This is a genomic window from Nocardiopsis terrae (genome assembly GCF_014651695.1).
In the GTDB taxonomy this organism is placed as follows: Bacteria; Actinomycetota; Actinomycetes; order Streptosporangiales; family Streptosporangiaceae; genus Nocardiopsis; species Nocardiopsis terrae.
Genome location: NZ_BMXJ01000003.1, coordinates 498144 through 518713 on the forward strand (window position 1 = coordinate 498144; position 20570 = coordinate 518713).

Below are 20570 nucleotides of genomic sequence, written 5' to 3' on the forward strand. Positions count from 1 at the left end.
ACCACACCGAGGGGGTCGCGGACACGTGTCCGCGACCCCCTTTCACGGCCTCCGGACAGGCCCGGGCCGATCCGTCCGCGGGAGGCTCAGCCGGCGAACTCCCGCACGATCCGTTCACAGAAAGCCGGGAGATCGTCCGGGTTGCGGCTGGTGGTGAGCCCGTGGTCGGTGACGACCTCCTCCTCCACCACCACGCCCCCGGCATTGCGGATGTCGGTACGGATGCTGGGGTAGGAGGTCAGGGTGCGTCCGCGCACCACGTCGGCCTCGACCAGGATCCACGGGCCGTGGCAGATCGCCGCGACCGGCTTTCCCCGGGCCACGAAGTCGCGCACGAACCGCACCGCGTCGCCGTCGGAACGCAGGTTGTCCGGGTTGACGGTGCCGCCCGGGACCACGAGGGCGTCGTAGTCGTCCACACCGACCTTGGACACCTCCCGGTCCACCGTGAACTGGTCAGCCGGTTCGATGTCCCCGTTCATCGCCTGGATCCGGCCGTCGTGCAACGAGACCAGTTCCACGTCGGCGCCCTGATCGACCAGTGCCTGCCTCGGTTGGACCAGCTCCACCTGTTCGACCCCGTCGGCGGCCAGAACCGCCACGCGGCGTCCGGTGAGTGCGTCAGCCATGACGTTCCCCCTCACGTACTGCGGCGTCGTTCTCTGGTACCGGGCCCCTCCGACAAGCCCCGTACCGCGTTGGCCGCCCTACCCGCCCAGGCGTGGCCACTCACCTGCCCGGTGCCCCGAATGTTGGCGAATGTACCGATCAGAGGCTCTTCGGATGGAAACTCAACCGCGCAACCGCACGTTGAGCCGTGCGGCCTGCCGCGTGAGGTGGTCGCGTTCGGGAAGGTTGGGCGCCGCCCGGGCGGCCCGGGCGTAGAGCCGCGCCGCGGTGACCGGGTCGCCGTCACGTTCGTGCAGGTACGCCGCCGCCGCGGTGTGCCGGGGCACGCCGGGGTCCAGTTCGGCCAGGGCGGCCAGCCCGGCCCTCGGCCCGTCGGCCTCCCCGACCGCGACAGCCCGGTTCAGACGCACCACCGGGCTGTCGGTGAGCCGCACCAGTTCGTCGTACCACTCGACGATCTGCACCCAGTCGGTCTCCTCCGCCGTACGGGCGTCGGCGTGCAGAGCGGCGACGGCGGCCTGGGCCTGGAACTCCCCCAGACGGTCACGGGCCAGGGCCGCCTGGAGCACGTCGACTCCCTCGGCGATCAGGCGGGTGTCCCACAGGCCGCGGTCCTGCTCGGCCAGGGGCACCAGCCTGCCGTCGGCTCCGGTGCGGGCCGAGCGTCGCGCGTGGTGCAGCAGCATGAGCGCGAGCAGACCCGCGACCTCCTCGTGGTCGATCCCTGCCGCCAGCCGGCGAGTGAGCCGGATCGCCTCGCCGGCAAGGTCGACGTCACCCGAATAGCCCTCGTTGAAGACCAGGTAGAGCACCCGCAACACGGTGGCGATGTCACCGGGCCGGTCGAACCGGACACCGGAGACGGTCCGTTTGGCCCGGCTGATGCGCTGGGCCATGGTCGCCTCCGGCACGAGGTAGGCCCGCGCGATCTGACGTGTGTTCAGACCGCCGACCGCGCGCAGCGTGAGCGCGACGGCCGAGGCCGGTGTCAGGGACGGGTGCGCGCACAGGAAGTACAACTGGAGGGTGTCGTCCACCGCCCGGCCCGGACCGGGAACGGGTTCCGCCTCGACCCGGACCTCGCGCCGACGTCGGGAGATCTCGGCACGGGTGGTGTCGAGGAACCGGCGCCAGGCCACGGTGACCAGCCAGCCCTCGGGGTTGCGCGGCGGCTCCCGAGGCCACACGCGCACGGCCTCGACCAAGGCGTCCTGCACGGCGTCCTCGGCCGCCGCGAAGTCGGCTCCGCGACGGACGAGAACGCCGATCACGCTGGGGACCAGGGCCCGCAGCAGAGCTTCGTCCACCGTGTCTCACTCCGTGATGGTCGGCGGTGCGGCCAGGAACGGGCGCACCTCGAGCCACTCGTGGATCGGCCCGCCACCCGCCCCCGGGGCCGCGGACAGCTCCCCGGCCAGCTCCAGCGCCCGCTCATGGGTCTCCACGTCGATCACCATCCAGCCGGCGATCAGGTCCTTGGTCTCCGCGAACGGGCCGTCGGTGACCGGCGGCCGCCCCTCGCCGTCGTAGCGCACGAACGTGCCCTCCGGGGAGAGCGCCTGGCTGTCGACGAACTCGCCGGTGCCCTCGAGCCGGTCGGCGAAGTCCTGCATGTACTGCACGTGGGCCGAGACCTCCTCCGGTGTCCACCGGTCCATCGGTACGTCGTTGACCGCCTTCGGCGCGCCCCGGTAGTGCTTGAGCAGCAGGTACTTGGCCATCATGTCCTCCTCGGTGCGGCACGACCCATTGTGGCCGTGTTCACCGGGGAGACGGAGCCGCACACCGATTCTCGACATCCCACCGGAACGTTTTCCAGCGAACTTCGAAACTCGGAACGCTGTCGGGCGGGGACTGAGCCGTCCTTGGCCCGCCACCCCACTGCTCCGGGCCCGCTCAGGAGTCGAACGTGATCTCGTCGCCATTGGTGTCCACGACCGTCCGGTCCCCCAGCGGTGCGTCCAGCTCCACGAGCGCTCTGTACGTTTCGGGCTCTTCCCAGACCTCCTCGTCGTCGTTCCCACAGAAGATCGAGCCACGGGTGATCTCCACAGCGAAACGGACGCTCTTCTCCCCTCGACGGCCCGCACGTCCAAAGGCGCCAGAGGGTCACGCACACACCCCTTGACCGAGGCAGAGATCATGACCTCCTCTTCCTCCTCCAGCACCCTGTAGTAGCTGATCCAGCCCGTTTCGGTCACGGTGTCCGTCAGGGAGACGGTCTCCTGTGCGGGTATCCCGTCCTCAGGTACTGCTGCGGACTCCTGCGCGGTGACGGACTCCGACGCCGCCTCGTCCGGGTCGCTCTCCCACGTCAAGGACCACGCGAACAGGCACAGCACGATCGCCACGGCTGCGCCGACCCGGTGCAGTGTGAACCATGTGTCGCTGGGGTAGTTGGCCTCCGGGTCGCGGTACTGCCACGCCCGCACATACCACGCCACCTGGGGTTTGGCCACGATCAGGGCCATCCACCCGATCACGGCGGCCAGCAGCAGATGTAGGAGGACCACAAGCAGCCTTTCCGATCCAGCGGTGGGGCGGGCACGGGTATATGCAGGAGGCGAGCGGGCGCCGTGGTTCCCCGGCCCGGCTAGGCGAACACCTTGCCCGGGTTGAAGATGCCCCGGGGGTCCAGCGCCCCCTTGACCGCCCGGTGCATCGCCAGCACGGACGGGCCCAGCTCGTCAGCGGCACCGCGCATCTTCAACAGACCCACCCCGTGCTCACCGGTAACCGTCCCGCCCAGGGCCAGTGCCTCGTCCACGATCACCTCGAAGGCCTGCTTGGCCCGCTCCCGAGCAGCATCGTCACCGGCAGGAACGATGAACAGCGGATGCAGGTTCCCGTCGCCGGCGTGCGCGATGTTTCCGATCCGGGTCCGGAACCGCTCCCCGACCGCCTCGATCGCCTCCAACATGTACGGCACCTTCGCCTTGGGCACACACACGTCCTCGGTCAGCAACGGCCCCAACCGCTCCAGCGCCGGATAGGCCAGACGACGCGCCTGGAAGAGCGCCTCAGCCTCCTCCTCGTCGGTGGAACGCACCGCGTAGACCGCCTTCTCCCGCTCGAAGCACTCCAGGATCCGGTCAGCCTCCGCCTGACCCGACTCCCCGGGCAGGTCACTGCGGGCCAGCAACAGCACCTCACCCTCCGCGGACAGCCCCATGTTCTTCCACTCGTCCACGGCCCGCAGGCAGAACCGGTCGATGAGCTCCATGGCCGAGGGCACGATGCCCGCCGCCGCCACCGCGGCCACCGCACGACCGGCATCGGTCAGGGAGTCGAAGTAACCCACCACGGTGTGCTCCACCCCGGTGCGCAACGGCACCAGCCGCAACGTCACCTCGGTGACCAGACCCAGCGTGCCCTCGGAACCGACCATGAGCCCGGCCAGGTCGTACCCGGTCACCCCCTTGGCGGTGGTCCGACCCAACCGCACCACCTCACCGGAGCCCACCACCGCCTCCATGCCCAACACGTAGTCCCGGGTCACCCCGTACTTGACGCAGCACAGCCCGCCCGCGTTGGTGGCCACGTTGCCGCCGATGGTCGACCACGGCGCCGACGCCGGGTCCGGCGGATACCACAGCCCGTCCCGGGCCACCCGCTCACGCAGGTCGCCGTTGACCACACCCGGCTGCACGGTGACGGTCTGCTGGACGGCGTCGACCTCCAGCACCCTGTTCATCCGCTCGAAGGAGACCACCACCCAGCCCCGGCCCGCGTTGGCCGCACCCGACAGGCCGGTCCCGGCACCGCGCCCCACCAGAGCGACACCGAGGTCGGCACAGACCCGCACCACCCGGGCCACGTCGGCGGTGTCACGGGGACGCACCACCGCGGCCGGTCCGCCGTAGGGAGCCCACTCGGCCTCGTCATGGGAGTAACCCTCCATCACCGCGGGATCGGTGATCACCTGTTCCGCTCCGATCGCGGACAGCAGCTCCTCAACGACCCCCGGCATGGGCACACCCCTCATCACTGTGACTCAGCGCTCACTGCGCCAACGCTGCCCAGCACTCTAACCGGGACGGCCCACCCCACAAGGGGCACAGCAAGGAGCAGGGCGGGACAGCTACGGGATCCGCTCCCGGGGCCAGGCGGGAAACCAGAGGCAGGAGACCCGGGCCCGAACGCACCCCCACGACGACCAGCACCGAAAGCACACCGAATACCCGGAAACCTCCCCCCTTCGGTGTTAGCGTGATCCCCTGAGCAACGGACTCGGAGGTGGGGACTTGAGCACGATCCTGGTCACCGGCGCCACCGGCACCCTGGGCACGCCCGTGGTGGAACAACTACGCCAGACCGACCACGAGATCCACACCCTGAGCCGCCACCCCGGTTCCCTGGAAACCACCGCCCACGCCGTGGACCTGCGCACCGGACACGGACTCGACCAGGCCCTGAACGGCGTCGACACCGTCGTGCACTGCGCCACCAGCCCCACCGGCGGCGACCTCCGAGCCGCCACCCACCTCATCCGCTCCGCCCGCGCAGCCGGAGTCACCCACCTCGTCCACGTCTCCATCGTCGGATGCGACCAGATCCCCCTGGGCTACTACCGCACCAAACACACCGTCGAGGAGGCCCTCCTGGCCTCCGGCCTGGGCGTCACCGTCCTACGCGCCACCCAGTTCCACCAACTGGTCCGGAGCATCTGCGCCCGCGCGGCCCGCCTGCCCGCCATGCCCTACCCCGACATCGACGTCCAACCCGTCGACGCCGCCGAGGTCGCCCTGCGCCTGGCCCGCCTGGCCCAGGAGGAACCCGCCGGACGCGTCCCCGACCTGGGCGGACCCCACGTGGAGTCCTTCCGCGACCTGGCCCGCGCCTACCTGGACGCTACCCACGCCCAACGCCGCCTGTGGCCGCTACGCCTGCCCGGCCGGGTCTTCGCCGGCTACCGCTCCGGCGCCCACCTGACCCCCGACCGGGCCGTGGGCCGCACCACCTTCGCCCAGTTCCTCGCCCGAGGCTGAACCCGCACCGCACTCAACGACTCAACCGCCGGTAACGCCGCACCGCCAACGGCACGAACACCACCATCAGCACCAGCGGCCACACCACCGCCATCAACAGCGCGTTCTGCGCCACCCACGACTCACCCACCACCGTGGTGTTGCCGAACAGCTCCCGGCAGGCCAGCACCGTGGCCGACAACGGGTTCCACTCGGCCACCGGCGCCAACCAACCCGGAATCACCTCGGTGGGCACGAACGTCTCCGCCACCATCGCCAACGGGAACACCAGCGAGAAGAACTTCATCGCCGCCTCGGGACTGCGCACCAGCAACCCCAGGTAGATCCCGATCCAGGTGAAGGCCAACCGCAACAGCAACAGCAAACCCAGCCCCGCCAACGCCGCCCAGGGACCGTGGTGCCACTGCCACCCGATCAGCAGCCCCATCCCCACCAGGACCAGCAGATCCACCACCGCCGAAACCACATCGGCCATACTGCGGCCCACCAACAGCGCTGACGGCGCCATGGGCAAGGTACGGAAACGATCCACCACACCACGGCCCACATCCGTGACCACCGCGATCGTCGTGTTGCCGATCCCGAACGCCATCGTCAACGCGAACAGCCCCGGCATCAGGAAGTCACGGTAGTCCTCACCGCCCACCCCCATGGCCGCGCCCATCGCCTCACCGAAGACGAACCCGAACAACAGCACCGCCAGCACCGGGATCATCAGGGTGCCGACCACCTCGTCAGGCTTGTACACCAGGTGCGCCAGGTACCGGCGTGCCACCACCGCGGAGTCGGCCACCGCCCACCCCGCCCGGGCCGCCCACACGCGAGGGCCCCGGGGCTCACCCCCGAGGGCGTCCGCGCTCTGCTCCCCGTCCGGGGCGCCCAGCACCCGCGTCATGACCGATCCCCTTCCGCGCTCTGCTCCCCGGCCACCGGTTCCCGCGTACTCTGGTGCCCGGTCAGACTCAGGAAGACGTCATCCAGTGTCGGTCGGCGCAACGCGATGTCCTCCACGTCCAGACCCGCCTCGTCCAGGGCCCGCACCACCTTGACCAGCGCCCCGCCCCGGCCCCCGACGGAGGCGCACACGCTCAACGCGTCCCGGTCGACCACGGGCGGCGACCCCGCCATCCGGCCCATCACCTCCGCGGCCACCGGCAACTCGTCCGCCTGCGAGACCACGACCTCGACCCGGCCGCCACCCACCCGCGACTTCAACTCCTGCGGGCTCCCCTCAGCGATCACCCGCCCCGCGTCGACCACCGAAACCCGGTCGGCCAACCGGTCGGCCTCCTCCAGGTACTGGGTGGTCAACAGCACCGTCGTGCCCGCCTCCACCAACTCACGCACAGCCCGCCACACCTCGGCGCGACTACGCGGATCCAACCCCGTCGTGGGCTCGTCCAGGAACAGCACCCGGGGATCCAGCACCAACCCCGCGGCCAGGTCCAACCTGCGCCGCATCCCACCCGAATAGGTGCGCACCGAACGGTCGGCGGCCTCCACCAGGCCGAAACGCTCCAACAACTCCACGGCCCGCTCCCTGGCCCGCCGCCTGCCCAGGTGGTAGAGCCGACCGAACATCTCCAGGTTGCGCCGCCCGCTGAGGATCTCGTCCACCGCCGCGTACTGGCCCACGAACCCGATCCGGGAACGCACCAACCCGGCCTGAGCGGACACGTCGGCGCCGGCCACCCGGGCCCGGCCCCCGTCGAACCCCAACAGGGTCGCCAACACCCGGACCGAGGTGGTCTTGCCCGCACCGTTGGGCCCCAACAAACCGTGCACCGTCCCGGGGGCCACGGCCAGATCCACACCGTCCAGCGCGACCCTGCCGCCCGGATAGAGCTTGCGCACCCCCTCGGCCAGGATCACCGGTTCGCCGTTCACCGAACCACCGTCTCCCCCGCCCGCACGTCCCACGACCGCCGCGGAGCGGGCACGCGCACCGGGGTCACCTCGGCGTGGCGCCCCACCGCGATCCGCGCGATGTTGCGCACCGACTCACTGCCCTGCTGGTAGTACGAACAGTGCCCCGGGATGTCACCGGTCTCGAAGAGCCGCGCCCCGTACCCCCGCCGCACCGGCGAGGGGCCGTGCCCGATCTCGCCCACATGCCCCCGGGGAAAGAACCGGATCCAGTCGTTGGGCCCCAGCGCCGCCCACAGGTTCCCCCCGAACCCCAACTCGGCACGCTCGCGCACCCCCATCCCGGGGCTGCCCAGCGCCACGCAGTCACTGACCCGCCCCTGTTCCAGGGCCAGACCGCACACCACCGTCCCGTAGCTGTGCCCCACCAACGTCACCCGCGCCGTACTGGGCAGGAACTCGGTCAACCGCACCAGGTCCCGGTACCCCTCCAGGGCCGGGCGGCGTGAGAACGCCTCCCGGAAGCCGCGCGGGGTCCGGTAACCCACCCACACCACCACCGCCACGCGCTCCCCCGGAGCCACCAGGCGCATCGTGTCCAACAGCGTCTGCGCGTTGACCCGCGGCCGTGTGAGCCTCTTCTGGTTGAAGTAGTTGCCCAGGTAGTTGTCGTTGCCCGGAACCAGCACCGCGATGTGGTCCGCGGTGGCCGCGTCCCCCAACTCCTCCACGATCCGACCGTCCTCGGTCTCGTCACAGGCCAGCAGATGAACGCCGTGCCCCACCCTGCGCTCGTAACGCAAGGGACCGGTAACCGGAACAGCGGTTGGGGCCGCGATCATGACTCTCCCCGAGGATCCGTACAACAGGCTCTCTGACCTGTTCCACGCTAGATCTACGGAGATGACCGGCACGATGACGCAGACACCCTCTTCCAGGTCCAGCCCTACCCACCAAAAACAGTGGTGCCAGCACTACCGGACCCCTCGGCCAGCTCCCTGAACGGCCCAAACCCGATTGCCGGCCAAAGCCGCCACTGGGACTCGCTCAGTCCGCACGCACAGCGGCCAGCCGGTCCTCCAGCGCGGCCAGGCGGCGGGCTTTGGCGTGCCACTCCCGCCGGGACCGGTACCCGCCCGGTGCCTTCTTGGTGCCCCTGGCATCGACCGGCAACGACAACCGACGCCGGAGGGTGGCGATCCCCGCCTGGAGGGAGCGCAGGTGCGCCGCCTGGCTGCGGCGGGCCAGCGCCCACTGCTCATGGGTGGACCTGGTGATCGACCCCGCCCACCGCGCCGACGACACAGGGGTCAGCACCCGCTTACGCGCCGCCCACGTGCGAGAGTCGTGGTCCACACCATCAGCGCACCGGGCCTTGAGATCCCTGGCCGCCAGCGAGCCCAGATGGGCGCCGACCCGCCGCAACACCTCCTCGTCCTCGACGGTGAGGTGCTTGAGGCGGGTGCGCACCGCCACACCGGTCGGGCCCGGGGCCAGACAGGGCGCAGCGATCGACCGCACACCCTGCTCCTTGGCATGCACCGTCCGCCCCTCACCCCCGCCCCCTGACCCTGACCCGTTCATGTGTTCGAGAACGACGCTAGCCGCACCCGCAGGCGCGTGTCCCAGAAACCGGAAAACTCCCGTGACCGGGTTGGGTGCGGACCGGTCGGGTCCGGCACCAACGCCCTTCACCAGCGGAGCGGTTCGAGGTGTGCACCCGCGTACATTAGTGTGCGCTCATGTGACCTCACACATGAACAGACGAGAACCCCCGCCCCCGCCCCGGGGACTGCGTCCCGACGGCACCATCGCCCGCGAGGGCTCAGTGGACCAGGTCCCCGCTGCCTTCGCGCCAGCGGTCACCGCACTGCTCGCCCGTATCCCCGAGGTCTTCGGCCCCCGTCTGCACAGCGCCTACCTCTACGGGAGCATCCCCCGCGGTACCGCCCTCCCCGGCAGTTCGGACCTGGACGCCCTGGTGGCGCTGCACACCGGCCCCGACGAGACCGAACACGCACGGACCCGAGCCCTGGAGAACGAACTCGACTCGACGTTCGCCCAGGTCAACGGGGTCGGCATCCTCCTCGAGGGGATCGACTTCCTCACCAGCGCACCCGAACGCCACGACTCCGGGTTCTTCCTCGCCTGCCTGTGCACTCCGGTGCTCGGCCCCGACCTGGCCGAACAACTACCCCGGTACCGGCCCACTCCGCTGCTGGCCCGCCAGACCAACGGCGACCTGCACCAGGTCCTGCCGCGCTGGCGCGCCGGCATCGCCCGGGCCACCACCCGGGCCGAACACCTCAGCCTGAGCCGGAGGATCTCCCGCCGGCTGGTCCGCACCGGTCTCACCCTGGTCATGCCCGCCTGGGGCGGCTGGACCAGCGACCTGGACCTGGCCGCGGACGTCTTCGGCCACTACCATCCCGCCCGCCACGACCAGATGCGCACCGCCGCCCACACCGCGCAGTACCCGACCACCGACCCCGACCACCTGCGTGAACTCGTCGAGGACCTAGCCCCCTGGCTGGCCGCCGAGTACACCGCCACCCACGGCCGCAAGACCCCCGGCCCCTGAACAGCGAGCGCTCCCTGGAACAGGTACGGGTCAGACCCGTTCCAGCGGCACGTGCGCACCGGCGGGCTCACGCACACCGATCGCCATCCCGGGTTCGACTACACCACCCTCCAACACCACTCCCATCACCCCGGCCCGACGCACCAGACCACCCTGTTCGTCCCGGTACACCATCTGCCTGAGCAGCCCCGGGGAGAATCCGTCGATCTGCGCGCACGGGTTACGCAACCCGGTCACCTCCACCCGCGCAGACCCGAAGCCGAGCACGGTGCCCCGGGACAGTCCCAGCAGGTCCAACCCCCGGGTGGTGATGTTCTCGCCCATCTGCCCCGGCCGGACCCCGAACCCGGCCAGGGCCACCTCCTCGAGGAGTTCGGCGTGGATCAGGTGCACCTGGCGCAGGTTGGGCCGGGTGGGATCGACCGCCACCCTGGACCGGTGCTTGACCGTGCGTCCCAGGTGAGCGTCACCCTCCACCCCCAACCCGGCCAGAAGCCGGATGCGGGGCCGGGCCGGTTTGCTGAACGTGTGCTCGGGACTGCTACTGACGGATTCCACCACGGGGGCCACCGCGGCCCTCCCCTCTGCTCACACCAACGGGCACCCCGAGCCTAGGGACCCCGAACCGAACAACCCCCGGCCGGGGCGGGGCCCACGAGAACGCACCCGAAGAAGCCCTAACCGCCCACCATGCGCAACGCGGACCGGTTGAGCCGCTCCAGGGCCTCGGCGGCAACCTGGTCAGCGGGCAGGTAGACCACCAGGTACTGGCCCTCCGCGTCCAACAACCCCAACGGCCTCATAGCCCGCGGTGTACGCCAACGTCTCACCGAGCCGGTTGAACAGGGCCGCCGGAGTCGGCTCCAGCCGGTCGAGCAGCGCCCGCATCGTCGCACGCACCCACCCTCTCCGGCGGCAACCCGCCCGGACCCAGCGCGCCCGCCCCCGAAGCCACTCACGACACTCACGCAGGAACGCACCCATACCGCTCTCGTCCATGCGCTGAGTCTACGAGCGCACCGCCCGGCCGAACCTGGCCCTGTCAGGGCCAGTCCCGCCACGGCCTCCCCCCGGGCGCCCGGTGGTCCCACCACAGGCCGGGCCCATGAACGCCACCCACGCCCTGGAGACCCCCTGATGCACTACCGAATCCTGGGGACCTCAGGACTGCGTGTCTCCCAGCTCTTCCTCGGCGCCATGACCTTCCGCAGCCCCGAAGAGGCCCGCCGCATGCTCGACCTCTACCGGGAGGCGGGCGGCAACACCATCGACACCGCTTCCGCCTACGGCGACAGCGAACAGGTCCTCGGAGAGCTCCTGCGCAAACATCGCGACCGCTTCGTCCTGGCCACCAAGTTCACACTGCCCCGTGACCCCGCCGACCCCAACACAGGCGGCAGCCACCGCAAGAACCTCACCCGCACCCTGGAGCGGAGCCTGCGCCGCCTGCGCACCGACCACGTCGACCTGCTGTGGGTGCACTCCTGGGACGAGTACACACCGATCGGGGAGACCATGCGGGCCCTGGACGACGCCGTGCGCGCGGGCAAAATCCTGCACGCGGGCGCCTCCAACACGCCCGCGTGGGTCGTCGCTCAGGCCAACACCCTGGCCCGACACCACGGGTGGACCCCTTTCTCCGCACTCCAGGTGCCCTACAACCCGCTGCGCCGCGACATCGAACGCGAACTCCTGCCCATGGCCCGCTCACACGGACTGAGCGTGGCCACCTACAACGGGCTGGCCGCCGGGGTGCTCTCGGGCAGGTTCACCGGCCCCGGCGCCGCCACCAGCGGGCGGGTCGACCCCGCTTCACTCACCGACCACGAACACCGGGCCGCCCGCACGCTTCAGGAGGCCGCCCGGGAGCTGGACGCCACCGCGGCGCAGGTCGCCATCGCCTGGGCCCTGGCCCGCTCCCCGCGGATCCACCCCGTCATCGGGGCCAGTAGCGCCCGCCAGCTCAGGGACAACCTGGACGCCACCGCCCTGGCCCTGCCGCTCCGGACCATGGAGCGCCTGAACGCGCTGGCCGACTTCGCCCCCGGCTATCCCGCCGACCAGCATCCGCAGACCCAGGCCTGGTTCGACGGCGGCCACCGGGTCCACCCGCCCGTCTTGGAGCGCCCCTTCGGCAACTAGCCCAGGAAGGGCGCCGGCCCCGCTCAGTCCTGCGCGGTGGAGGCCAGGTCCTTCACCACCCGGGTCGGTTTACCCGACAGGGACGTCGCCACCAGCCGGTCCACTCCTGGCAGGGCCGACAGCCGCAGGAACATCCGCCGCAACCGCAACCGCGTGGGGGTGTCCGGTAGGAACCAGGAGGTGCCGGTGCGGGCCGTGCGCTGACGCTCCTCCACCACCGGGCGCCACCGCTGCTCGTAGCGGGCCAGACCCTCGGCGAGACCGCCGGCACGGGCCAGCTCCTCCCCCAGGACGTAGGCCCCGCCCACCCCCAGCGAGGCGCCCTGTCCTGCCAGCAGCGACACCGCCTGGCAGGCGTCACCCAGCAACACCGTGCGCCCGCGGCTCCAGCACCCCATCTCGATCTGGGCGACGTGGTCGTAGTAGACCCGCTCCGGAGGCGGGCACAGCTCCAGGGCCCGGGGTACCACCCAGCCCAGCCCGGCACAGGCCTCGCGGACCGCGGCCCGGGGGTCCTCGGGAAGGCGGGTGTCGCGGGTGCGGTGCACGGTGAAGGCCGCCACCCGATCCCCGGCCAGCGCGTACAGTCCCATCTGGGCTCCCAGGCTGTCAGTGAGCTGGAAGCGGCCCCGGGTGGCAGCGTGTACGCGGGCGTCGTCGAAGGTGTAGGCGGCGGTGTGGAACCCCAGGTGGCGCAGGTACTGTTCCTCCGGGCCGAAGACCAAACGGCGCACGGTGGAGTGGATGCCGTCGGCCCCCGCCAGCAGGTCGGCCTCCAGTGCCGTGCCGTCGGCCAGACGCACGCCCACCCCCTCAGTGCCTTCTCTGACCTGCACGACCTCGCTGTCATAGCGCAGTTCCACCCGGGAGGGCAACGACTCGCGCAGCGCCAGTTCCAGGTCGGGGCGCATGATCGAGACCAGGGAGCCGCCCAGGGATTCGGCGAAGCGCTCGAAACCGACCGAGGCCCGTCGGCGGCCCCGTTCGTCGACCAGGACGGCCTCGGTGAAGTGGTGGCCCAGTTCGTGCAACCGGGGAAGGAGCCCCATCGCCTCCGCCGCGTCGTAACCGGGCCCGAAGAAGTCGATCATGTACCCCTGCGGGCGCGGCCCCGGAGCGCGTTCCAGGACGCTCACCCGCCAGCCGTGGTGGTCCAGCCGGTGGGCCAGGGCCAGCCCGGCGATACCGGCGCCCACGATGAGCGCCCGTCCCGTTTCCCGCCCCGTCGGGGGCGCGGCGTTCACCTCTCCCCCTCGGTGGCGACGGGCACGGGTTGCAGGATCCGCCGTAGGACGGGGGCGACCGCGCCTGCGGTCAGGTCGGGGTCCAGGGCCCGGTGCAGCATGATGCCGTCCACGGCCGAGGCCAGGACCCGGGCGGTGGCCTCGGGGTCGGGGACCCCGCCCGCCCTGAGCCAGTCGGCCAGTGCGGCGCGGAAGCGTTCCAGGACGTCGGTGATGCCCCGACGCAGTTCCTCGTCGCGTCCGGCCGCCAGGTAGGCCTCGATGAACAGGGCCGAGGTGGGGTCGTCGCCGGGGTAGGCGTCCAGGGCGCCCAGGGCCAGGTCCAGCCCCTCCTGGGGTGCGGTGCCCCGCAGGTGGACCGCTGTCTGGTCGGCCACCTCGGCCAGCACCCCCAAGGCGGCCTCGTTGAGCAGGGCGTTCAACGAGGGGTAGTGGTAGTGGACCAGCCCGGGCCCCACCCCGGCCCTTTCGGCCAGTACCCGTGTGCTCACCGCGGACCATCCCCGCTCCCCGATGAGTTCGGCAGCCGCTCCGAGCAGGCGCTCGCGCACCTGTCGGCTCCGTTCGGTCGTCATGTCCGTCCTCTCGACACCATTTTTGGGCACTCGCACTGAACAAGTGCACTGGGCGATCGTCCAATTATTAGCATGGCACGAACCCCGACCCGTGTACACCCCTCGAGTGCACCCACTGCGGGAACGAACGCCCCCAGACCCTGGTCCACGGCTGGTGCTCAGTCTGAGTGCTGGGCGCAGAGCACGAGGAGACCTTCACCGGGGACACCACGCTCAGCGATCCGAGCCTGGGACGCCTACGTGCACCGGTGGGCGACAAGGCGCCCGTGCAGGGCGCCGGCGCGCCCGCCGCGACGCGCACCGCACCGAGGGTGCTGTCCGAACCCGCGGGCGCCCCAGGAGGAGAGGGCGCGGGGCGGCGCGGAAACCCCACGCGAAAAGACCGCCCCCGAAGGGCCGCACAAGAAAAGGCGGGATTCTGGACACTCCCCGCCACTCTTAACTTATAGCGCCCCCCGGGGCTTGCGGCAAGACCCGGGGCATGCCGCACAATCGTCGTCCGTGACCAGAACACACCAGTCGCAAGACGACATGAAACCACTGATGAACAGCGCGTTCGCCCTTCCGGACCACCTCTCCGCCAAAGCCGATCCGGCCCTGATCGCCAACGACGATCAGCACTTCGCAACCATCGCGAACAGCCTCCAGGACTCGGTCACCGACCTGACCGAGCGCCTGGCCGCCGAACGACGCGCTCCCCGCGGCACCGGCCGGGAGGTCCTGGAACGGGACCTGCAGGTCCACCGGATGAGTGCCCGGCTGCGCACCCTGCGCCGCTTCGGCCTGGACCTGTGCCTGGGCCACATCATCAGCGAGGACCACCCCGAACCCGTCTACGTCGGACGGCTCGGCCTCACCGACGGTCAGGGGCGCCGACTGTTGATCGACTGGCGCTCCCCCGCCGCCGAACCGTTCTTCGCAGCCACCCACGCCAACCCGATGGGGCTGAGGAGCCGCCGCAGGTACCGCTGGACACACGGACGCATCAGTGACTACTGGGACGAGGTGTTCACCGAGCAGGGACTCGAAGGGCACGCCGCACTCGACGACCAGTCAGCCTTCATCGCCAGCCTGGGCAGTAGCAGGTCGGACCGGATGCGCGACGTGCTGGGCACCATCCAGGCCGACCAGGACGCCATCATCCGTGCCGGCTCGGCCGGAGCCCTGGTCGTCGACGGCGGCCCGGGAACGGGAAAGACCGTCGTCGCCCTGCACCGCACCGCCCACCTCCTCTACTCCGACCCCCGCCTGAGCCACCGCCGGGGCGGCGTGCTGTTCGTGGGACCACACCAGCCCTACCTGGCCTATGTCGCCGACGTCCTGCCCAGCCTGGGAGAGGAAGGGGTGCACACCTGCACCCTGCGGGACCTGGTTCCGCAGGGCGCCGAGGCGGTGGCCGAAACCGACCCGGGCGCCGCACGGTTGAAGTCCTCGGCAGACCTGGTCGGGGCGGTCGAGGAAGCCGTCAGGTTCTACGAGCAACCGCCCACCCGGGGGATGACGGTCTCCACGGACTGGTTCGACCTGTGGTTGGGCGCCGAGGACTGGGCCGAGGCCTTCGACGCACTGGACACGGGGACCGCGCACAACGAAGCACGTGACCAACTCCTGGAGGAACTGGTCACGATCCTGGTGGACAAGTACGGCGGCCACGACGATGACGAGATACCGCCCGACCTGGTCCGCAGGTCACTGCTACGCAACACGGAACTGATCGGGGCCCTGTACCGGGCATGGCCGCTGATCGAGGCGGAGGACCTGGTCGGGGACCTGTGGTCGGTACCCGCCTACCTACGCAGGTGCGCGCCCTGGCTCAGCCCGCAGGAGATCCACAGACTGCAACGCCAGGACGCCCAGGCCTGGACGGTGCAGGACCTGCCGCTACTGGACGCGGCACGCCAGCGGTTGGGCGACCCGAAGGCCGCAAGCCACAGGCACCACCGCGCGGCCTCCGCAGCCGTGGAACGCGAACGCATGTCCCACGTCATCGACAACCTGCTCCAGGCCGACGACGACGGCGAGGGGCTGGTGACGATGCTGCACGGCCAGGACCTGCGCGAGAGCCTGGTCGACGAGTCAGCCCTGCCGGGCACCGAAACGGACGTGTTGGCCGGCCCGTTCGCGCACATCGTCGTGGACGAGGCCCAGGAGCTGACCGACGCTCAGTGGCAGATGTTGCTGCTGCGCTGCCCCTCCCGCAGTTTCACCATTGTCGGGGACCGAGCCCAGGCCCGGCACGGCTTCACCGAATCGTGGTCGCAGCGGCTGGAGCGGGTCGGGTTCGACCGGGTCGAACTGGCCCCTCTGAGCGTGAACTACCGGACGCCGCAGGAGGTGATGGCACAGGCCGAACCAGTGATCCGGGAGGTGCTCGCCGACGCCAACGTGCCGACCTCGATCCGCAGCAGCGGCATCCCCGTGACTCACGGGAGCGTCACGGACCTGGGCGCGGTCATCGCGGAATGGTTGGCCCAGAACACCGAAGGAGTGGCCTGTGTGGTCGGTGACCCCTCCTTCGAGGCGGGGCCGCGCGTGCGGTCGTCGACCCCGAACCTGGTCAAGGGCCTGGAGTTCGACCTGGTGGTCCTGGTGGATCCGCAGGAGTTCGGCAGGGGGACCGAGGGAGCGGTGGACCGCTACGTGGCGATGACCCGGGCCACCTGGCAACTGGTCGTCCTCACCAGCGGGTGAGGACGACCAGTTGCCCAAGGTTGTCGGACCCGGGGCGGCGGGAACGGTCCCGGCCGAAGCGGAACCCGTGGCGGTTCACGCCCCCGACACCAGGAAACCGGGTGAAGCCTCCAGGCAGCCGGACCGGAACAGGGCTCACCACGGTTCCGGTCCGGTGATCACGGCACGGGCGGTGGCGCGCCCTTCGGGGCGGGTGAGGATGTCGGTGCTGTCGACACACTGGTCCAGGGCACCGACGCTGGTCGAACGGTTCTCCCCTGCGCGGTGAGCGCAGAGAACAAGCCGCGTGACCCCGACTGCTCTTTGAACGTGACACCTGCTTTCACCCGCCTCCAGGCCGAACCCGGGATCGGCTCTGCCGGGCCGTCCGTGCGCGCCCGCTCATACGGCGTTCGAGGCCGCGCGCGACCAGCCCCGTGTCAGGTCTGGAGAGATCATGTCTTCACCTGTTTGTTGGGCGTGGCAGCACGGGCGTTCACGCCCGGCAGGAAACGCCCCGATCGTCGGCCAGGGCGTGTTTCGTGAGTGGATCAAGGTCATACGATGATCATGTCTCGTGGCTCGGAGAGATCTGACAGACGCTCAGTGGGCGGTGCTGGAGTCGTTGAGGAGCTACCAAAGATGTTCCAGGGTCTGGCGCGGTATGTGCCCACGATGAATGACGCGATGGTGCGCGGAGCGGTCTACCCTCGGCGGTCCCTGATTCTGGTCGCCGGGGTACCCGGGGCTGGGAAGAGCACCCTGCTGCGGCGGCTGTTCGGTCTCCACGGGGACGAGGAACGCCCCGTGCTCACCGCGGACGGTGTGCGGGTGATCGACTCGCTGCAGTCGCGGTACCAGCTGGGACCGCTGCTCGCCCGGGTCCCCTACCCCTTGTGGCGCTGGGTGGTGCATGTGCTGCACCTGGCCCAGGTGGCCGCGGCGCTGCGCGGCGGCCCGGTGGTGGTGCACGAGTGCGGGACCCGGCGCCCGATCCGCGTGCTGCTCGCCCTGCTCTGCCTACTCCGCCGGTACGAGGTGCATGTGCTGATGATCGACGCCACCCCGCAGGAGGCCCGGAGCGGGCAGAACGCCCGGGGGCGGCGGGTGACCGAGCGCAGCCACCGGGCGCATTCGCGGCGCTGGCGACGGCTGCGCGCGGCCACCCGGAATGGTCCGGCGGCGTTCGCGCCGGGCGCGCGCAGTCTGCTCGCACTCGACCGGCGTCGGGCCCGGGAGCTGGCCTGGATCCGATTCGGCCCCTGTACGAATACCCGTGGTCCCCTGCCCACCGCGATGGAGTCGCCCCCTACCCAGTTTGAACTCGTGATGTCCGATACCCAGTGACACTGGCTGGTCACGGCGGCACGACGTCCCATGAGATACGCGCCAGGGGAACGGGTCGGCGCCCCAGGAGCAACAGCGACGAAAAACGGGGGCGGCTACGGGCGGCCGGGCTCTTCACCCGTGGTGACAGGAGCGGGACCACCGCCAGGGATCTGCGGGTGACCGCGCGGTCGGTGTGAGGCTGGCGACGCGCCTGGGGCCAGGGACTGTTCTTCGGGGGTGGGAGCGGAGCAGGACCCGCCCTGGCGGGCTGTGAACGTGCCCGGCCGTCATGAACTCACCGATGCCGAGTGGGCCCTGCTCGCCCCGCTCCTGCCCGACGACGCGTCCGAAGGCAAGAAGCGGGCTGACCACCGATGCATCATCAACGCGATCCTGCTTCCGCACCCGGCACCGGCTATCCCCTGGCGTGAGGTACCCGAACGCTACGGCCCCTGGGAGACCGCAGCCGCCCGGACCGACTCCGGGAAGACAAGGCCTGCTCCAGCCGCGCCAACCAGGACCACATGCGCAAACGCAAGATCAGGGCGACGATCCCCCAACCCTGCGACCAGCGTGAGCACCACCGAGGCAAGGGGGGCGGCGGGCGGTGGGCCCCGGCCTTCGACCAGGTGGCCCACCGCGACCGCAACACCGTGGAGCGGGCCCTCGACCTGCTCAGGCAGACCAGAGAGGTCGCGCCCCCTGCACACAGGCCCCTGGGGCGCGGCCCCGGGATCAGGTGAGTTCGAGGCCGCCGTCAATGGTGAGGACCTGCCCGGTGAGCCAGGTCGTGCCCGGGTCGGCGAGCCGCAGCACCCACTGGGCGACCTCCTCGGGTTCACCGCGGCGGCCCAGCGGGATCTGCGCGGCCTCGCTCTCCTTGATGCGGGCCACACCGGCCTCGGTGAGCCCGGCTGCTGACAGCGCCTCGCTTTCGGTGGGGCCCGGCGCCAGGGCATTGACCCGTACCCCCTCCGGGGCCAGTTCCAGCGCCCAGCAGCGGGTCAACTGCTCGATGGCGGCCTTGGAGGCCGCGTAGTGGGCGGCGCCGGGCAGCGGCCGGTGCCCATAGGTGCTGGAGATGTTGACGATCGTTCCCTTCTGTTCGCGCAGGTGCGGCAGGGCCGCGGCGGCCAGGAGGCTGGGGGCGGTGACGTTGAGCGCGAACAGCGCGGCGATGCGGTCCGCATCGGTTTCGGCCAGCGGCATCATCGCGGTGGCACCGGCGTTGTTGACGAGCACGTCGATGCGGCCCCACCGTTGCGTCGCGGCCTGGGCCACCCGGGCGGGGGCGTCGGGGGCGCGCAGGTCGGCGGGGTGGACGGCGATGCCGGGGTGGTGGGAGGCGGTGGCCTGAAGCGCTTCGTGGCGCCGGCCCACCCCCAGGACGCGGGCTCCGGCGCGGGCCATGGCGATCGCGGTGGCGCGGCCGATGCCCGATCCGGCGCCGGTGACGATGGCGACCCGGCCGTCGAGGTCAGTGTGTTGGTGGTGTTGCGGCTCGGTCAACCCGACCCCTTTGTTCGTTGTTCGTCGAATATCGAACAAGCTAGCATGGGCTCATGAGACACGCACACCACCCGGCGACCGAGGAACTGTCGTTGCCCGAGACGATGGCGGCGCTCAGCGACCCGTTGCGGATCGGGCTCGTGCGGGTGCTCGCCGACGGCGCCGAGCGCGGTTGGGGGGAGTTGCGGGCGCCGGTGGCCAAGTCGACGCTCAGCCACCACCTGCGGGTCCTGCGCGATGCGGGGGTGACCCGCACCCGCCAGGAGGGCACCCGTTGCTTCGTCACGCTGCGCCGCCAGGACCTGGACGAGCGCTTCCCCGGGCTGGTCGAGGCTCTGCTGGGGGCGGCCGACGCCGAGGACGTGGGCGGCGGCGTCCACCTCGCACCCGGCGCCGACTCCACGGGCGCTTGCCGCTGACACCTGGTGCGGGTGCACCGCTGGCATCGAGCTGCAGAGGAGACTCGACACCGGTCACACGGTGCCTCGGGGCTGAGGAACAAGCGGGCAGGATCCGGCGCTGAGCCCTTCCCTCCTACTCGTAGCTTCTGGGGGCATGCGGTTGGGTTCCTCACTGATGAGCGAGCGGCCCGCTGCGGCCGCTATGCCGATCCGCCCTCGCACGCACCTGGACCGCTTCTTCCACCTGGACGACCCCGCCTGCCTGAACGACTACGCCGCCCGGGAGAGGACGCGGCTCGAACATGCCTGGGAGATCCGCGACGCATGCGGGTTCGAGGACTTCGCCGCCAGGCAGGACGAGCTACGGGCGTGGCTGCAAGCCCAGGTGCGGACCACCACCGCCGGCCCCAAGGCGCGCTCTTCGACTGCGCGGTGTCCTGGCTGCGCCGCCGCGCGGTGCTCCTCCGGGGCGTCTCGCCCCCGGCCCGGCTGGACGCCCCACCCGGTAGGTGGCCGGGAGGTTCTCACACCGGTGGTTCCGATGGATGAGTCACTTCCGGCTTCTGTGCTTGGCCAGAGCGTGCACCACGGCGTGGCGGCCGCATGGCGGTTCCAGGGGCCCACAGCAACTGTCC

At 70.8% G+C, this 20570-nt stretch carries 22 protein-coding genes and 3 pseudogenes; 9 read left to right on the forward strand and 16 right to left on the reverse strand.

Annotation, left to right across the window (positions count from 1 at the left end; translation table 11 throughout):
- Positions 1-86 precede the first annotated feature (86 nt).
- From IE195_RS10080 to IE195_RS10100, 6 genes and pseudogenes are all read right to left on the reverse strand, one after another.
- A complete protein-coding gene (locus tag IE195_RS10080) occupies positions 87-629 on the reverse strand; it encodes a type 1 glutamine amidotransferase domain-containing protein (RefSeq protein ID WP_191269924.1) in 543 nt (180 codons plus the stop codon).
- A 162-nt stretch (positions 630-791) separates the two neighbouring features.
- Positions 792-1937: an RNA polymerase sigma factor gene (locus IE195_RS10085; protein WP_191269926.1), complete on the reverse strand. Its 1146-nt coding sequence runs from the start codon at positions 1935-1937 to the stop codon at positions 792-794.
- A 6-nt stretch (positions 1938-1943) separates the two neighbouring features.
- Positions 1944-2351 (reverse strand): YciI family protein, encoded by a 408-nt coding sequence (locus tag IE195_RS10090; protein ID WP_225942430.1) that lies wholly within the window; start codon positions 2349-2351, stop codon positions 1944-1946.
- A 175-nt stretch (positions 2352-2526) separates the two neighbouring features.
- Positions 2527-2682, reverse strand: a complete 156-nt coding sequence (locus IE195_RS10095) for a hypothetical protein (RefSeq protein ID WP_191269928.1) — start codon at positions 2680-2682, stop codon at positions 2527-2529.
- A 284-nt stretch (positions 2683-2966) separates the two neighbouring features.
- A pseudogene (locus IE195_RS26750) lies at positions 2967-3143 on the reverse strand (DUF6199 family natural product biosynthesis protein); the annotation flags it as partial.
- 80 nt (positions 3144-3223) lie between these two features.
- Positions 3224-4600, reverse strand: a complete 1377-nt coding sequence (locus tag IE195_RS10100; RefSeq protein WP_191269930.1) for an FAD-binding oxidoreductase — start codon at positions 4598-4600, stop codon at positions 3224-3226.
- Positions 4601-4874: 274 nt separating this feature from the next.
- Here IE195_RS10100 and IE195_RS10105 point away from each other — a divergent pair, with 274 nt between their 5' ends.
- Positions 4875-5618, forward strand: coding sequence for an SDR family oxidoreductase (locus IE195_RS10105; RefSeq protein ID WP_191269932.1), 744 nt, complete (start codon positions 4875-4877; stop codon positions 5616-5618).
- A 13-nt stretch (positions 5619-5631) separates the two neighbouring features.
- On the opposite strand, the gene IE195_RS10110 is transcribed toward IE195_RS10105, so the two are convergent.
- From IE195_RS10110 to IE195_RS10125, 4 genes are all read right to left on the reverse strand, one after another.
- Complete coding sequence (locus IE195_RS10110; protein ID WP_225942429.1) at positions 5632-6513, reverse strand: ABC transporter permease; 882 nt, start codon at positions 6511-6513, stop codon at positions 5632-5634.
- On the reverse strand, positions 6510-7505 hold the full coding sequence (locus IE195_RS10115; RefSeq protein ID WP_191269934.1) for an ATP-binding cassette domain-containing protein: 996 nt from the start codon (positions 7503-7505) through the stop codon (positions 6510-6512). The genes IE195_RS10110 and IE195_RS10115 overlap by 4 nt, the downstream gene beginning before the upstream one ends.
- Positions 7502-8326, reverse strand: coding sequence for an alpha/beta hydrolase (locus tag IE195_RS10120; RefSeq protein WP_191269937.1), 825 nt, complete (start codon positions 8324-8326; stop codon positions 7502-7504). Before IE195_RS10120 ends, IE195_RS10115 begins: the two co-directional genes overlap by 4 nt.
- Positions 8327-8531: 205 nt before the next feature.
- Positions 8532-9005: a hypothetical protein gene (locus tag IE195_RS10125; RefSeq protein ID WP_225942428.1), complete on the reverse strand. Its 474-nt coding sequence runs from the start codon at positions 9003-9005 to the stop codon at positions 8532-8534.
- Between the two features lie 235 nt (positions 9006-9240).
- On the opposite strand from IE195_RS10125, the gene IE195_RS10130 reads away from it, so the two are divergent.
- Positions 9241-10065: a nucleotidyltransferase domain-containing protein gene (locus IE195_RS10130; protein WP_191269939.1), complete on the forward strand. Its 825-nt coding sequence runs from the start codon at positions 9241-9243 to the stop codon at positions 10063-10065.
- Positions 10066-10095: 30 nt separating this feature from the next.
- Here IE195_RS10130 and IE195_RS10135 read toward each other — a convergent pair whose 3' ends face one another.
- The 3 genes from IE195_RS10135 to IE195_RS26660 form a co-directional block, all read right to left on the reverse strand.
- Positions 10096-10635 carry an MOSC domain-containing protein gene (locus IE195_RS10135; protein ID WP_191269941.1) on the reverse strand — a complete coding sequence of 180 codons (540 nt, stop codon included), beginning with the start codon at positions 10633-10635 and terminating at the stop codon, positions 10096-10098.
- 107 nt (positions 10636-10742) lie between these two features.
- Complete coding sequence (locus IE195_RS26475; protein WP_264081831.1) at positions 10743-10868, reverse strand: hypothetical protein; 126 nt, start codon at positions 10866-10868, stop codon at positions 10743-10745.
- Positions 10807-11064, reverse strand: coding sequence for an MmyB family transcriptional regulator (locus tag IE195_RS26660; protein WP_373295648.1), 258 nt, complete (start codon positions 11062-11064; stop codon positions 10807-10809). Before IE195_RS26660 ends, IE195_RS26475 begins: the two co-directional genes overlap by 62 nt.
- A gap of 138 nt (positions 11065-11202) precedes the next feature.
- On the opposite strand from IE195_RS26660, the gene IE195_RS10145 reads away from it, so the two are divergent.
- The gene (locus IE195_RS10145; protein ID WP_191269943.1) at positions 11203-12207 is read left to right on the forward strand and encodes an aldo/keto reductase; all 1005 of its coding nucleotides are present in this window, start codon (positions 11203-11205) and stop codon (positions 12205-12207) included.
- 23 nt (positions 12208-12230) lie between these two features.
- Here the strand turns inward: IE195_RS10145 and IE195_RS10150 are convergent, their stop codons facing one another.
- Entirely contained in the window at positions 12231-13451 is a 1221-nt protein-coding gene (locus IE195_RS10150; protein ID WP_191269945.1) for an FAD-dependent monooxygenase, read from the reverse strand.
- Positions 13448-14026: a TetR/AcrR family transcriptional regulator gene (locus IE195_RS10155; protein WP_191269947.1), complete on the reverse strand. Its 579-nt coding sequence runs from the start codon at positions 14024-14026 to the stop codon at positions 13448-13450. The genes IE195_RS10150 and IE195_RS10155 overlap by 4 nt, the downstream gene beginning before the upstream one ends.
- 531 nt (positions 14027-14557) lie before the next feature.
- On the opposite strand from IE195_RS10155, the gene helR reads away from it, so the two are divergent.
- From helR to IE195_RS10170, 4 genes and pseudogenes are all read left to right on the forward strand, one after another.
- Positions 14558-16717, forward strand: a complete 2160-nt coding sequence (gene helR / locus IE195_RS10160) for an RNA polymerase recycling motor ATPase HelR (RefSeq protein ID WP_191269949.1) — start codon at positions 14558-14560, stop codon at positions 16715-16717.
- 621 nt (positions 16718-17338) lie between these two features.
- Positions 17339-18043 carry an AAA family ATPase gene (locus IE195_RS10165; protein WP_191269951.1) on the forward strand — a complete coding sequence of 235 codons (705 nt, stop codon included), beginning with the start codon at positions 17339-17341 and terminating at the stop codon, positions 18041-18043.
- 258 nt (positions 18044-18301) lie between these two features.
- Positions 18302-18490 (forward strand): annotated as a pseudogene (locus IE195_RS26665) (transposase); the annotation flags it as partial.
- Positions 18491-18549: 59 nt separating this feature from the next.
- Positions 18550-18768, forward strand: a complete 219-nt coding sequence (locus IE195_RS10170) for a hypothetical protein (RefSeq protein ID WP_191270523.1) — start codon at positions 18550-18552, stop codon at positions 18766-18768.
- Here the strand turns inward: IE195_RS10170 and IE195_RS10175 are convergent.
- Complete coding sequence (locus IE195_RS10175) at positions 18761-19534, reverse strand: SDR family NAD(P)-dependent oxidoreductase (RefSeq protein ID WP_191269953.1); 774 nt, start codon at positions 19532-19534, stop codon at positions 18761-18763. The genes IE195_RS10170 and IE195_RS10175 overlap by 8 nt on opposite strands.
- Before the next feature lie 53 nt (positions 19535-19587).
- Between IE195_RS10175 and IE195_RS10180 the strand changes: the two genes are divergently transcribed.
- Positions 19588-19953: an ArsR/SmtB family transcription factor gene (locus tag IE195_RS10180; RefSeq protein ID WP_191269955.1), complete on the forward strand. Its 366-nt coding sequence runs from the start codon at positions 19588-19590 to the stop codon at positions 19951-19953.
- Between the two features lie 184 nt (positions 19954-20137).
- Positions 20138-20326 (forward strand): annotated as a pseudogene (locus tag IE195_RS26140) (DUF4158 domain-containing protein); the annotation flags it as partial.
- Positions 20327-20570 lie beyond the last annotated feature (244 nt).